At 40.6% G+C, this 12,623-nt stretch carries 15 protein-coding genes and 2 pseudogenes; 4 read left to right on the top strand and 13 right to left on the bottom strand.

What is annotated here, in order from left to right:
* Positions 1-14 precede the first annotated feature (14 nt).
* The 5 genes from myaer_RS07295 to myaer_RS07275 form a co-directional block, all read right to left on the bottom strand.
* Positions 15-635 carry a Uma2 family endonuclease gene (locus myaer_RS07295; RefSeq protein WP_046661594.1) on the bottom strand — a complete coding sequence of 207 codons (621 nt, stop codon included), beginning with the start codon at positions 633-635 and terminating at the stop codon, positions 15-17.
* Positions 636-682: 47 nt separating this feature from the next.
* Entirely contained in the window at positions 683-2,209 is a 1,527-nt protein-coding gene (locus tag myaer_RS07290; RefSeq protein WP_046661593.1) for a GldG family protein, read from the bottom strand.
* A 2-nt stretch (positions 2,210-2,211) separates the two neighbouring features.
* Positions 2,212-3,042 (bottom strand): ABC transporter permease, encoded by an 831-nt coding sequence (locus myaer_RS07285; protein WP_046661592.1) that lies wholly within the window; start codon positions 3,040-3,042, stop codon positions 2,212-2,214.
* Positions 3,032-3,973, bottom strand: a complete 942-nt coding sequence (locus myaer_RS07280; protein WP_046661591.1) for an ABC transporter ATP-binding protein — start codon at positions 3,971-3,973, stop codon at positions 3,032-3,034. Before myaer_RS07280 ends, myaer_RS07285 begins: the two co-directional genes overlap by 11 nt.
* Before the next feature lie 107 nt (positions 3,974-4,080).
* Entirely contained in the window at positions 4,081-5,061 is a 981-nt protein-coding gene (locus tag myaer_RS07275; RefSeq protein WP_046661590.1) for an ABC transporter ATP-binding protein, read from the bottom strand.
* A 294-nt stretch (positions 5,062-5,355) separates the two neighbouring features.
* Here myaer_RS07275 and myaer_RS07270 point away from each other — a divergent pair, with 294 nt between their 5' ends.
* Complete coding sequence (locus myaer_RS07270) at positions 5,356-6,222, top strand: alpha/beta fold hydrolase (protein ID WP_046661589.1); 867 nt, start codon at positions 5,356-5,358, stop codon at positions 6,220-6,222.
* A 157-nt stretch (positions 6,223-6,379) separates the two neighbouring features.
* Here myaer_RS07270 and myaer_RS07265 read toward each other — a convergent pair whose 3' ends face one another.
* From myaer_RS07265 to myaer_RS07255, 3 genes are all read right to left on the bottom strand, one after another.
* Entirely contained in the window at positions 6,380-6,820 is a 441-nt protein-coding gene (locus myaer_RS07265) for a DUF29 domain-containing protein (RefSeq protein ID WP_046661588.1), read from the bottom strand.
* 430 nt (positions 6,821-7,250) lie between these two features.
* Positions 7,251-7,493 carry a DUF2283 domain-containing protein gene (locus myaer_RS07260; RefSeq protein WP_002775710.1) on the bottom strand — a complete coding sequence of 81 codons (243 nt, stop codon included), beginning with the start codon at positions 7,491-7,493 and terminating at the stop codon, positions 7,251-7,253.
* The gene (locus tag myaer_RS07255; protein WP_002798441.1) at positions 7,444-7,710 is read right to left on the bottom strand and encodes a hypothetical protein; all 267 of its coding nucleotides are present in this window, start codon (positions 7,708-7,710) and stop codon (positions 7,444-7,446) included. The genes myaer_RS07260 and myaer_RS07255 overlap by 50 nt, the downstream gene beginning before the upstream one ends.
* A gap of 380 nt (positions 7,711-8,090) precedes the next feature.
* On the opposite strand from myaer_RS07255, the gene myaer_RS07245 reads away from it, so the two are divergent.
* The 3 genes and pseudogenes from myaer_RS07245 (at position 8,091) to myaer_RS07235 (ending at position 9,546) form a co-directional block, all read left to right on the top strand.
* Positions 8,091-8,324 carry a hypothetical protein gene (locus myaer_RS07245; protein WP_002792613.1) on the top strand — a complete coding sequence of 78 codons (234 nt, stop codon included), beginning with the start codon at positions 8,091-8,093 and terminating at the stop codon, positions 8,322-8,324.
* Positions 8,314-8,730, top strand: a complete 417-nt coding sequence (locus tag myaer_RS07240) for a type II toxin-antitoxin system VapC family toxin (RefSeq protein ID WP_002792614.1) — start codon at positions 8,314-8,316, stop codon at positions 8,728-8,730. The genes myaer_RS07245 and myaer_RS07240 overlap by 11 nt, the downstream gene beginning before the upstream one ends.
* Positions 8,731-8,979: 249 nt before the next feature.
* A pseudogene (locus myaer_RS07235) lies at positions 8,980-9,546 on the top strand (REP-associated tyrosine transposase).
* A gap of 175 nt (positions 9,547-9,721) precedes the next feature.
* On the opposite strand, the gene myaer_RS07230 reads toward myaer_RS07235, so the two are convergent.
* The 5 genes and pseudogenes from myaer_RS07230 to myaer_RS07210 form a co-directional block, all read right to left on the bottom strand.
* Positions 9,722-10,036 (bottom strand): DUF2442 domain-containing protein, encoded by a 315-nt coding sequence (locus tag myaer_RS07230; protein WP_046661587.1) that lies wholly within the window; start codon positions 10,034-10,036, stop codon positions 9,722-9,724.
* Positions 9,990-10,247, bottom strand: coding sequence for a DUF4160 domain-containing protein (locus myaer_RS07225; protein WP_002792623.1), 258 nt, complete (start codon positions 10,245-10,247; stop codon positions 9,990-9,992). The genes myaer_RS07230 and myaer_RS07225 overlap by 47 nt, the downstream gene beginning before the upstream one ends.
* 177 nt (positions 10,248-10,424) lie before the next feature.
* Positions 10,425-10,523 (bottom strand): annotated as a pseudogene (locus tag myaer_RS07220) (DUF29 family protein); the annotation flags it as partial.
* 143 nt (positions 10,524-10,666) lie between these two features.
* The gene (locus myaer_RS07215) at positions 10,667-11,362 is read right to left on the bottom strand and encodes a metal ABC transporter ATP-binding protein (RefSeq protein ID WP_002755806.1); all 696 of its coding nucleotides are present in this window, start codon (positions 11,360-11,362) and stop codon (positions 10,667-10,669) included.
* A 113-nt stretch (positions 11,363-11,475) separates the two neighbouring features.
* A complete protein-coding gene (locus myaer_RS07210; RefSeq protein WP_046661586.1) occupies positions 11,476-12,411 on the bottom strand; it encodes a metal ABC transporter solute-binding protein, Zn/Mn family in 936 nt (311 codons plus the stop codon).
* Positions 12,412-12,623 lie beyond the last annotated feature (212 nt).

Genomic DNA, 12,623 nt, shown 5'->3' with positions numbered 1-12,623 from the left:
ATGCGGGTTTTTCTTTAAGCTCTAGCACGAAAAATTTGATTAGCAGTGAGGTTTAACTCTGGAAAAACCCCTGAAATAAGACGTTGATCCTGTTTAAATAAATTACCTTGATATTCTCCATCGATTAATTGATAGATAGAAATGGTGGGTTCTTTGGGGCTGCCGATATATCGGGCCGAACCTTTGGCTAAATAATCGATAATCCAATATTCGGCAATTCCTAATTGTTCGTAGTCGTCGAATTTTTTCAGATAATCATCTCGCCAATTGGAACTGACAATTTCAATAATTAATTTAGCTGATGTTGCCAGAGAAATTGAGGAAGCGGTTTCCCAATAGGGATCATTAACTAGATTTTCTCTGTCTAGGACAATAATATCGGGTAGATAACCTGTATGGGGTCGAAGGGGTTTTACTGCCGCAGTATTAGGGATAAAATAGGGCAATTGCTGCCGATTTATCTCTAAGAATAGGGTTCCAGAAACAAATCCGCCAATTTCTTCGTGTTTTCCGATCGGTCGCATCATGGCCGATAATTTTCCTGCGATTAATTCGTATTGTTGTCCATCATCGGGATATTGATTGATATAGTCATCAAAAGTCAACAATTGGGGGATAGTTTGGGTTGTGGTCATGGCAGTTAGAGGAATAAGAGAGATGATTTTTCTAGATTCTAACTCGATTAACGACGTTGCCACCAAGTCAATCCAGCTAGGGTAAATCCCCCTAAAGGCATCACCACCATCGCTATCCAAAAAATAGCGTTAGCTTGCAGGGGATTTAAATTGATTCTTCTATTTTCTGGTTCCTTGGCCCGGATAGATAAGGTGGCTGTTTCACCACTGGCTAACCACTGCACAGAATTTAAAAATATATCTCCATTTAACTGTTGTTCAAACAGTCCATCGCTGGCAAAGCTGGCATTACCAATCACGATTAATTTACCTTTTTTTCCCGTCAGGGCAACTCCTAAATCAAAGGGACCAGCTAAATCTTTTTCAGGGTTAAACTGGAGATTCTGATCATTTAAATCACTCTCAGCCCACATTTTATCATTAGTAATCATTAAAGATACGGCTTCAATTCCTTCCACGGGGACGGTAGCGATGGGACGAGCAAAGGGAAAGATAGAAATACCGTTAGCAAAATCGCGAGTAATGGGATGATTACCGTAATTGGTAATAATGGGACTAGCCGGACCTAAACCGATGATTTCCCCGGCACCGGAAGCATCAATAATAATCCGATTATCTAGTTTCACACCCCAAGAGGTTAATAAGGGTTCTAATCCGGTTTCGGTTTGGGGGTCAATCAGTAATAAAATTTTGCCCCCTTGCTCAAGATAGTTTTTTAAAGCGGTAACTTCTTGGGGAAATATTTTTCTTTTGGGACTGGCAATAATAATGACATCGGCATTATTGGGAATGGTGGAACGTTCCACTAGATTAAGTGGTTCTACTTGATAACCTTTTGCTTCTAAACTATTGACTGCTTGTCCTAAACCCCCTTGAGGTTCTTTGATGGCATTTTCTCCATGACCTTGCAGAAAGTAAGCGGTTAGAGTGCGATCGGTTTTAGCGGTTTCGATGGCGTTACTCAATTTCGCTTCGGTGAGACTTTCCTCTTCACTAATAGTTTTCAGGGGTTGTTTTTTTTCACCATACTGTAGATAGACTCTGGCTAGATTATCATTGGCTAGTTTTTTAAATTCCTGAGCGATATTGGGTTTTTTCTCTGGGTTAACTATTTCGTACTGAAATTGGGGGTTTTTGCGTTGATAATTGGCTAAAAGTTCCTCTTCGTTGCCACTGATTCCCTGGGTTGAAAAAATCCAGACTTTGACTGGTTTTGACAGATTGGTTAATAGTCTTTCGGTTTGGGGGGATAAACTAAAGATTTGGTTTTCGGTTAAATCAACTCGATAGGGATAACGGAGGGCGAGAAAGTTAATTAAACCGATAACACCGAGGACAATAATAGTAGTTATGAGGGTTTGAGTACCAGTGCGGGTACTTCTTTTTTGCCAAAAGTCTTTGGCAGTGATTACTAATAACAACAGCCACCCTAGAAACAGAATAGCCCCAGCAATTAATAACCCCAGAGAGAGGGATGACCATTGACCAGAAATTAACCCCACGGTTAGGCCGGCACTAGCCAGAAATAGGGCGGGTATATAGAGAAATTTACTGTATTTTTGCCAGGATATCATAGTTAGTTTCTTTGATAACGGTCCGCTTCGATCGATTGAGTAGTTAGGAAGATTCCCAGCAGAATATAACTGAGGAGGATGACTAAACTACTACTGTCAAAAATTCCCCGCACGAAATTGTTAAAGGGTTGATACCAAGATAGATGGGAGAGCAATTCTTTTAGGAAAAATCCGATCTGTTCTCCCACTTCTCCTCCGATGCGATCTCGAAAGAAGGTTTCGGCATTGTTAGCAATTACATCCAGTATCCAGATAAATAAGATGGTGATAAAGGTGATGATGTAAGCCAGGATAGAACTATTGGTGAGGGAAGAAATAAACATCCCGATGGCTAGGATGGCCGCTGCCAGTAAAATTAATCCTAGATGAGCCATTAAAATACTGGCTATATTTACCGGGGGAACTGCGCTACTAAAAACTACTATTTCGTAAATCCAGAGGGGGGTAATCATCACGGTAAAAAAGGCCAGCACTCCCAATAATTTACCGATGGCTATACTCCAATTGGTCAGGGGGGAAGTGGCTAAAAGTTCTAGGGTTCCCTGTTTTTTTTCCTCTGCGTATAATCCCATAGACAGGGCTGGCAAAATTACCAACAATAAAGAGGATAAAATAATGCCGATGAAAGTGGTCATAAATTCAGATACCGTATCTCTGGCTACCAGAAATCCCGATTGTTCCTGGATACTAATATCGAGAATAATGCCGTAGAGAAGGGAGTTAAAGAAAAATCCTGCTACTAACCAAAATATCCCCATAATGATATAGGCATTGGCGGCGGTAAAATAGCTTTGAAATTCCTTGCGAAAAATCGCCCAGATATTATTGATCATGCCTCTCCTCTTGCTGGTTACTTTCCCCGCTGCCGATTACTTCCAGAAAGATATCTTCTAGGGTTTTGCGGGTGCGACGCATTTCTAATAAGTTATAACCATTGTTGACAACTATTCTAGCAATTTCTGCCCCTAAGTTTGTTCCCACTTGACCAACAATTTTGAGCAGGTTATCGCCGACTTTTGCTGCTTGTTCGACTTGCGGCAGTTGTTGCAGGATTTCTAGCAGGGAATCCCTATCACCCTCGATCTCAATTTCATAACTGGAACTGGCAGGGGGGGCGGTAGTAATATTATTGGCCACGATGCGACCCCGATTAATAATTGTCGCTCGATCGCAGGTAATACTCACTTCTGGCAAAATATGAGTGGAGAGAATAATTGTATGTTCTCCCGCTAAACTTTTAATCAGATTTCTCACCTCGATAATCTGTTTCGGATCCAATCCTACTGTCGGTTCATCTAAAATAATTACTGGTGGATCGTGTATGATCGCTTGGGCAATTCCCACACGCTGTTTATAACCTTTGGATAACTTGCGGATAATAACTTTTCTTTTTTCTAGTAACTGACACTTGCTTAAAACTAAATCTACCCGCGCTTTTCTATCCCCCGATGAGATGCCTTTAATCCGCGCCACAAAATCAAGAAAACCTTCCACGGTCATCTCTGGATACAAGGGGGGATTTTCGGGAAGATAACCAATGCGACGACGCACTTCTAAGGATTGTTGATGCACATCGTATCCTGCTATCCTTGCTGTTCCCGTTGTGGCAGGAATATAACCAGATAAAATCCTCATAGTCGTGGTTTTTCCCGCTCCATTTGGTCCCAAAAAACCGAGAATTTCTCCTTTTTCTACGGTAAAATCCACGTCACTGATTGCCGCGGTAGAACCATAAATTTTACTCAGATGTTCGACTTCAATCATAAGCTTTATCAGTTATCAGTTATCAGTTATCAGATGGGAGTTTTCAGTCAATAGTGTTAAGTAACAAGTTTGGGGCTTTCTTTTGCCTCTTGCCTCTTGCCTACTGCTCACTGATAACTGATTTTTCCTAGACTATGATCCCGATTAATTTCTACCACTAGATCTGCTTGTTTGAGCAGGGGTGGCAGAAATAATTGCGGATGTAAACTTTTCCAAAAATACTTGACAAATTCCTCGATTTCTGATGGGGTCATACCTCCTTTTGTTTCGGCCGCCTGTCGCCATTGTAAACTGTAACGGTAGTCAAGGGGATAAAGAATCAGTAAGCGATCGATTTTTGACCAGAGGGGTAGATATTCTCGCAATCTTCGATTATTATCCCTGGCGAATTGTCGGTCTTCTTCGCTATTAATCGGATCGGGGGCATGATCAAAGACTGTTTCTTCTACTGGATTCATGCCCACAAACCAACCCTCGAAAAAAAGAATATCGACTCGCTCCACTTGTTCCGGTGCAATTCTATCTCCTTGTCCTCGATGCAGTGACTTGTCAAACCGCGGGATTAAAATCGGACTTTCTTGCTGACAAACCTGTTCTAAAACTTTAATTCCTAATGCTATATCATGAGTACCCGGTGGACCACGCCAGCGCAATCTTTTATCCTTTTGACGCAATTTTATTCGCTCATTATAGGTCTTATAAATATCATCTAAAGAGAGATTATTTACTTTTAAATCAAAATAGGCTAAAATAATCGACATTATGGATGTTAAGGTGGTCTTTCCCGTGCCTTGGGGAGCCAAAATGCCTTGAATCAACGGTTTTGCGTGGCTGCGTAGCTCTAGCGCCCAAGGAATCCACAAGCGCCAACAGCTGATCAAAATCTGATTTGGCTGATTTATCCCTAACTCCTGACATTTTTGCCAGACTCGCGGCCAGAGAATCGTTAATAGTTCCGCCCTTTCCTGTAGGATGAGAGGGTTAGTCTCCCTAAAATTTAAGGATTCGAGCGCTAGTAAATCTTCTAGAGCCGCCTGACTTAAGGGATTTTTGTCGATTAATCCCTGTAAAATCGTCAAAATCTTCATAGCTGTTATATCAGAATTAGCAAAAAACTGTCCCGATGATTCAGGAGTAATTCTCTGGGGTTAGCCACCCATACCAGCAGATTAATCCCGCTCAAGATTTTTTTGAGAGTGTTTTTTAGGGTTATTTGCCCAAAAATGAAGGGTTTGCAGGCAGGCACGGATTCCCATTATATATATAAGTATATGTCAAGTTCCGTTTTCAGTCAAGGGGTTTGGCTAAAAATCTCTAGCTTTGTCTCCAGTTTCTCAATCGGTTAGACTAAGAATTATTCACATTACTTAACAAAACGGCCGATGAATACAGCTGCTCTGACGATAAAGCAAAATTGGCAATGGCAAGGAAATTCTATACACTATGTGCAAGCGGGTACTAGAGTTGCGGGAAAACCCCCTTTACTATTAGTCCACGGTTTTGGCGCTTCCACCGACCATTGGCGAAAAAATGTGCAAGGTTTAGCCTCAGAATGGGAAGTATGGGCGATCGATCTGTTAGGATTCGGTAGATCAGCTAAACCGGATCTTGTCTATAGTGGCAATCTTTGGCAGCAACAATTAAACGATTTTATCAAGGAAGTTGTGGGCCAACCGACGGTTTTAGCGGGTAATTCTTTGGGGGGTTACGCTTCTCTCTGTGTAGCTGCTAATCATTGCGAGAATGTTCGGGGATTAATTCTCCTCAATAGCGCCGGTCCCTTTAGCGATACAGAAAGCAATCGTCAGCCTAATTTAGCACAAAAATTACTGCGATCGATCTTGCTGCAACCCTGGGCTAGTTATCTCTTATTTCTCTATACCCGTCAACCCAAAACTATCCGCAAAACCCTAGAGAAAGTATATCTCGATCGCAGTGCCATTACTGAGCAGTTAATAGAAGATATCCGTCGTCCTTCCCTGGATGCGGGAGCAGCCAAAGTTTTTGCTTCTGTGTTTAAATCTCCCCGGGGGGAAAATGTGGATATTCTCCTGCAAAAGTTAAGTTGTCCCCTGTTGATGTTATGGGGTGAGGGGGACCCTTGGATGAATACTAGGGAACGCGGGGCCAAATTCCGTCAATACTATCCTTCTCTGACAGAATATTATCTAACTGCCGGTCATTGTCCCCACGATGAAATTCCCACAGAGGTTAACCGGTTGATTAGTGATTGGGTGAAAAGCTTATAGGTAGTTAGGGACCGGTTATCAGGTTTTTATTTTTTTGACGCTTATCTAACCTGAAAAAAGAGGGTTTGCAGGCAGGCACGGATTCCCATTCTATATATAAGTATCTGTCAAGTGCGGGGATTTGTCAAGGATTTTTTTGAAAAAATCTGCCGGAATTTTAGGGGAGAAAATCGGAATCGAGGATTTGTTCGGGACTATAGGGGCAGCTTTCAGCAAAGATATCGGCCGGTAATTGGCTTTTTTGTCGGACTCGCTTCACTGCTTTAGGGTAAATAACGGCGATTCTGGTTAAAAAATAGTTATAGAGGGTTTTTGACTCCAATAAAAGTTCTAATTCCACCCGAAAGTTACCGATTTCGTCCTGCCATCCCCGCGCACATCTTTCTCGTTCCTCCGGCCAGTATTGGTAGAGAAGCAGATGAATGAGCAATTGTAGGAGATAACTATCTACTTTATGTCTCTGTTCATTCCCCAGCGCTTCGATTTCTTCTCCGAGATGTTCCCAATCTAATACATCTGTCTGTCTTTGTCGCAGTTGTTTGGCCGTTTCTTCTAACCAAGCAAGATAGTCTTGTTCGTATAGGTCTTTAGTTGTCATAACCTATCCTCTTTAGTGCTGGTCAGGTATTAGGTTTTTATTTTTTTGACGCTTATCTAACCTAAAAAAAGAGGGTTCGCAGGCAGGCACGGATTCCCATTCTATATATAAGTGTATGTCAAGTGCGAGGATTTGTCAAGGGTTTTTTATTGAGATTTTGTTAATCATCTCGAATACCGTGCATCATGGATTAGTAAACGCTCCGAAAGATTGGCAATATTCCAGTTTTCACCGTTAGGTTGAAGAAGGAATTTATGATCAGATGTGGGGAGCTTCAGAAAAGCTGATCTTTGATAGTGATATTGGTATGGAATAAAATGTAGAAGTGAAACCCCAAAAATTAAGGTAAGAAATAAAGGTAATGTTGGGTTTCGTTACCTCAACCCAACTTACAAGATCAGCGATCGCACTACAGGATCAGCGATCACCTTTATCGAGAAGAAATAGCTACCTGCACATTCGGAGAAAAATTCTCGATTTTTCGAGAAGCATTAAGAATTTCAATCCCGATTACATTACCTGCTTGATCATAGTCAAGAATAACCCCCGGACTGATTGCCTCACTTTCTTCTACGGGTGTGTCATGCCAGGTAATTGTTAAAACGTCAACTTCAGCATCATATTTAGCTTTCATTTGATAGCTGCCTATATTTTCTAAGTTTACTGGTAACATATAGTGTAACAATTTTTTGAGGCTCAACTAAGTCATTAATGTAAATTCTCAGAAGATAAGTTTTATTGTTAATGGCGACAAAAGTACCTTGATAAACTTTGAGTCCATCTTCTTCTAAAATTTGCTCAGGATTATTGAGGATGTCCTGCAATATTTTTAAAGAGATTTGGCGTTGAATAATTTTTTCTTCGGCATGGTGACTTAAAATAAAGTTCACGAGGATTTCGGAGTATTTTTGGTTCTTCGGTTTGTCTTATGCAATGGACGAGGTTATAAGGAATGAAACCTTTATAGAGACAGACATTGCCGCAATTTTTGTCAATTGTTGGCGATCTGGAGCGAACTAATCAATTAAATCTCTTGCCAGATAAGGATTGAGTCGATTTATGCCCCCCTATCGAACCATACCAAGTCCCGAAGAGCCACCTACAAGATCGCCCCTCCTCCTCATCAAAAAGCGATCGCCCTTTGCGTTCCTATCCCAAGCAATGGCAGTTTTAAAGTTTAATCCACAAGATGACAGCGAATAACAATCAATTTGGTGTGTTACATTTATAATATAGATATTTCAAGTAAAAATCATTTCACCAACAGATCATGCTTAATTCTATTGACGCATTATTTGACGGAAAGGTCTTTCATCCAGAGCAACCCGTTACATTGAAGGCTAATACTCGTGTCCGCATTATTGTTGATAACTTATCGGATGAAAATAATGAACTCACTTCTTTTTTAGAGACAGCAGAATCATTACAACTAGACGGCCCCTCAGATTGGTCAGAAAATCTAGATAAATATTTATATGGCGAAGAAAAAGAGCATGAACCCTGAGAAATTTCTCGATACAAGTTATGCGATCGCTTTATCTTCATCTACGGACGATTATCATCATAAAGCACTTGCCATTGCCCAACAATTAAAAACTTCAAAAACACCTTTAGTTACAACCAGAGCCATTATTTTAGAGATTGGCAATGCTTTATCTAAACAAAAATATCGCTCTAAGTCAATTAAATTATTGTCCTCATTAGAAAAGGACAGAACAGTGACAGTTATTCCCTTATCGGAAATTCTTTATCAAAAAGCTTTTCAACTATATTGTCAAAGAAACGATAAAAATTGGGGAATTGTTGACTGTATTTCTTTTATTGTAATGGAAGAGCGTAGAATAACGGAAGCATTAACAACGGATATTCATTTTCAGCAAGCTGGTTTTCGAGCTTTGTTGAGAGATTAATCTCAGGGCAGGCGATCGCACTTTCTCCTCCCCAAAAAGCAATCGCCCCTCCCCATCATCAAAAAACGATCGCCCTTTGCGTTCCTATCCCAAGCAATGGTAATTTTAACGTTTAATCAACAAGATGACAGCGATCGCACTTTCAAAAGCCAAAGGAATTGCGGTCTTAAAGTTTGGTAGGTTGGGTTGAGGCACGAAACCCAACGCCAGTTGCGTAAACACCAATCCAATAAATGTTATTCTAACTTGATGCAATACCGTAGAGCAAAAACACCTGGAGCTACTTATTTTTTTACAGTTGTGACATACAATCGTCACAAAATTTTGTGTTAACCTGAAAATGTGGATTTACTACGAAATGCTTTTAAATATGTTATGCGACAACATCATTTTAAGATTGATGCTATTGTCATTTTACCAGATCACATTCATGCTCTTTGGACATTGCCTGAAACAGATGCAGATTTTTCAACTCGTTGGCGATTAATTAAAAGTTATTTTAGCCGTCAATGTCATTCTCAATATCAGGGTAAAATTTCAACATCTCGACAACATAAAGGAGAAAAGGCTATTTGGCAACGTCGCTTTTGGGAGCATCAAGTTCGAGATGGTCGCCAAGGGCGCGCCTACGGCGATCGAGATTTTGTTAATCATCTCGAATACATCCATTACAATCCCGTGCATCATGGATTAGTAAATGCTCCGAAAGATTGGCAACACTCCAGTTTTCATCGTTATGTTGAAGAAGGAATTTATGATCAGATGTGGGGGGCTTCAGAAAGGCTGATCTTTGATAGTGATATTGGTATGGAATAAAATGTAGGTTGGGTTTCGTCGTATCAACCGACAAGATCAACTAAAATTTTTCAAAAATTCGGTGGGTTGGGTTAAGGAACGCAACCCAACAAATTAAAAGATAATGGTGTTAATTCGTTTTGGAAAGGGGATATTTTCTGTGTAGAAATGTTGGGTTTCCTTTCGTCAACCCAACCTACAAAATCGGCGATCGCACTGGTTGCTTGTCGAGGGCAATTTCAAATAAAAATTCAGGGGCAAAGTCTGCTCCGTTTGGCCATTCTATTGTCCGACTATTTACATATACTTTTTGAAATAAACTTTGATCTTTTAAGGGTTCAAAGATTTCTCCATACAATTCTTGTTCTAAATCTACAATCCCTTCTATTCCATTATTAAAGGTTAGCTTTAATTGATACTTATCCAGATATTCCACACAGATAACATGAAGAAATAGCTCCTTTTTAGGGAAGGGGATCGATTCTGTTAAGAGGTTTTCTTTGACGCGCATTTTCCCAGTTCTCCAATAGTTCAGATTGGTGTAGATCAAGCCACTCCCATATTAAATTTAGTCCTCTTTTGGGCATTTGACCACAAACTTCACCTGTGTGAATCATTATAACCGCTTCATAATCTTGATACTCGGCATGGATATGAGGCGGATTGTGATCGTTATAGTTCATGGTGATTTTTATTCCATAGAAGCTTGATAGAGTGGGCATGAGTAAGAATAGTAATAAAGGTTGCTTTCTAAAAGTTTGCCCCCTATTGTAAACGATCGCCCTTGGCGTTCCAGCAATGGTAATTTTAAAGTTTAATCAACAAAATAACAGCGATTACATTGAGCCTAGTCATAATGAAATTTACAACTAATAATAATTTTTGTCTCTGTTGGTTCCCCAATCCAATACATCTGTCTGTCTTTGTCGCAGTTGTTTGGCCGTTTCTTCTAACCAAGCAAGATAGTCTTGTTCGTATAAGTCTTTAGCGCTGGTCAGGTATTAGGTTTTTATTTTCTTGACGCTTATCTAACCTAAAAAAAGAGGGTTTGCAGGCAGGCACGGATTCCCATTCTATATATAAGTATCTGTCAAGGGCGGGGATTTGTCAAGGGTTTTGACAGTAGAAAGGGAGAAAACTTTTAACAATACACTTGCTCTAACATAGCGGTAGTGAGAGATTTTTGGCCGTGATAATAGAGACGACGATTGAGACAACCGATCGATTTAACATAGGTAGATAGGGTTCCCAGATCATGGGAAATAATTAAAATAGTCATCCACTCATTCAATTCTTGCAACAGGGAAAAAATACTAGCACGCATTTGGGGATCGACACTGGCAGTGGGTTCATCTAAAATCAAGAGACGGGGTTCTACCGCTAAAGCGCGAGCGATATAAACCCGTTGGCGCTGTCCTCCCGAAAGTTCAGCAATCGACCTTTTTTTCAACGCTAACATTCCCACACTATCTAAAGCTTTATCTACCCTTAACTCATCTTTTTTACTATAGCCTTGCCAGAGTTTTTTGCTGCTCAATCTCCCCATTTTCACCACCTCACCCACAGTGATGGGAAATGAGCGATCGCATTCGACAAACTGCGGCACATAACCGACTAATTCCCGACCTTTTTCGACACTTTGCCCCAAAATACTGACTTCTCCCCGCCAAGGTTTAATTAATCCCAGTAAAACCTTAAGGAGGGTAGTTTTTCCTCCTCCATTCGGGCCGATAATTCCCAGGAAATCTAATTCTTCAATGGTTAAATTAATATCTTCGAGGATCGGTTCCTGTTCGTAGCCGGCCCAGAGATTATTAATGGTAATGATCGTTGACATATACAATAGAGCAAAATTAACTTCTTGGTTAGGATAGGCAAAAGGCAATAGGCAATAGGCAAGAGGTAGTTAGATATGTGCAATTAATTGTGTCTAGCTACATATACAAGCAATTACTGATTTAAAACTGTGGCCATTTTTTGGGAAACTTGTCGCAGGTTTTCACTCCAATTTTCAGCAAAGGCACTGATAGGGATTACCTGTCCCCCAATTTCCCTAGCAATAGTTTCGGCACTTTTCTGACTAAATTCTGGTTGAGTAAAAATAACTTTAATATTCTCTTTTTTGGCCTGTTTGATTAGTTGACTTAACTGGGCAGCACTGGGTTCATTACCGTCGATTTCGATCGCGATCATCTCTAAACCGTAATCTTGGGCAAAATAGCCCCATTCGGGATGAAAGACCATAAATTTTTTGTTTTTGACCCCTGCCAAGTTTTGCCGAATTTCTTGATCTAATGCGTCTAATTCCTGACTGAATTTTTCCAAGTTGGCCCGATAGATAGCTTCCTGATCGGGATCGAGTTGTGCTAGGGTTTGATAAATAGTCTTTGCTTGTGCTTTGACTCGTTTTGGTGATAACCAAATATGGGGATCTAGGGTGTTTTTTCCAGCTTGATGTTTTTCTTCCTTGCTGTGATCATGATCGTGATCATGATCGTGATCATGTTCTGCTGTCAAAGGGATTTTATCTACTCCTTGACTGGTATCGACGATTAACATCTGTTGGTTAACACTGTTTAAGCGATCTTTCCAGGCATCTTCTAAGGATACACCGATTTTAAAGTAGGCTTGCGATTGGGCTGTGGTTTTTAATTGTTCGGGTTTTGGTTCATAGGTGTGGGGATCTGTGCCGGGTTGAATCATGGCATTAACACTGACTCTATCACCGCCGATGCGTTTGACGAAATATTCCTGCGGTACGATGCTCACTGTCACCTGTAAGGGTGTCTTTGCTTCCTCTTCCTTGACCGAGGAATCGCTACAAGCTGTTAAGCTGGCTATAGTCAGGGTTAAAGCGATCGCTGTTAACTGGAATTTTTTACCCATCGGATTAACTGAGTCTGATTATGATTCTCATCCTATCACAGTCGGTGAGAATCGTTATCATTCTGAAAATATTGTGGTATAGATGCACTGGTTTTGCTGCCATCGATCTTTTGCTGGCAATTAAAAAATTTTTTCTTGCCAAGCAACGCTTGACATGATATTATATAAATAATGGAAAATCCGTGCGCCTGCGACCCCCCTCTGGTCAAGTC

Origin of the sequence: Microcystis aeruginosa NIES-2549, assembly GCF_000981785.2 — a bacterium.
Lineage (GTDB): Bacteria > Cyanobacteriota > Cyanobacteriia > Cyanobacteriales > Microcystaceae > Microcystis > Microcystis aeruginosa_C.
Note: the sequence above shows the minus strand (reverse complement) of the source record. Positions and strands in the feature narration are given on the sequence as shown.

What these genes read in the sequence shown, in the direction of transcription:
- myaer_RS07295 (WP_046661594.1), bottom strand. Translation starts at nt 635, where the DNA reads ATGACCACAACCCAAACTATCCCCCAATTGTTGACTTTTGATGACTAT.
- myaer_RS07290 (WP_046661593.1), bottom strand. Translation starts at nt 2,209, where the DNA reads ATGATATCCTGGCAAAAATACAGTAAATTTCTCTATATACCCGCCCTA.
- myaer_RS07285 (WP_046661592.1), bottom strand. Translation starts at nt 3,042, where the DNA reads ATGATCAATAATATCTGGGCGATTTTTCGCAAGGAATTTCAAAGCTAT.
- myaer_RS07280 (WP_046661591.1), bottom strand. Translation starts at nt 3,973, where the DNA reads ATGATTGAAGTCGAACATCTGAGTAAAATTTATGGTTCTACCGCGGCA.
- myaer_RS07275 (WP_046661590.1), bottom strand. Translation starts at nt 5,061, where the DNA reads ATGAAGATTTTGACGATTTTACAGGGATTAATCGACAAAAATCCCTTA.
- myaer_RS07270 (WP_046661589.1), top strand. Translation starts at nt 5,356, where the DNA reads ATGAATACAGCTGCTCTGACGATAAAGCAAAATTGGCAATGGCAAGGA.
- myaer_RS07265 (WP_046661588.1), bottom strand. Translation starts at nt 6,820, where the DNA reads ATGACAACTAAAGACCTATACGAACAAGACTATCTTGCTTGGTTAGAA.
- myaer_RS07260 (WP_002775710.1), bottom strand. Translation starts at nt 7,493, where the DNA reads ATGTTACCAGTAAACTTAGAAAATATAGGCAGCTATCAAATGAAAGCT.
- myaer_RS07245 (WP_002792613.1), top strand. Translation starts at nt 8,091, where the DNA reads ATGCTTAATTCTATTGACGCATTATTTGACGGAAAGGTCTTTCATCCA.
- myaer_RS07240 (WP_002792614.1), top strand. Translation starts at nt 8,314, where the DNA reads ATGAACCCTGAGAAATTTCTCGATACAAGTTATGCGATCGCTTTATCT.
- myaer_RS07230 (WP_046661587.1), bottom strand. Translation starts at nt 10,036, where the DNA reads ATGCGCGTCAAAGAAAACCTCTTAACAGAATCGATCCCCTTCCCTAAA.
- myaer_RS07225 (WP_002792623.1), bottom strand. Translation starts at nt 10,247, where the DNA reads ATGCCCACTCTATCAAGCTTCTATGGAATAAAAATCACCATGAACTAT.
- myaer_RS07215 (WP_002755806.1), bottom strand. Translation starts at nt 11,362, where the DNA reads ATGTCAACGATCATTACCATTAATAATCTCTGGGCCGGCTACGAACAG.
- myaer_RS07210 (WP_046661586.1), bottom strand. Translation starts at nt 12,411, where the DNA reads ATGGGTAAAAAATTCCAGTTAACAGCGATCGCTTTAACCCTGACTATA.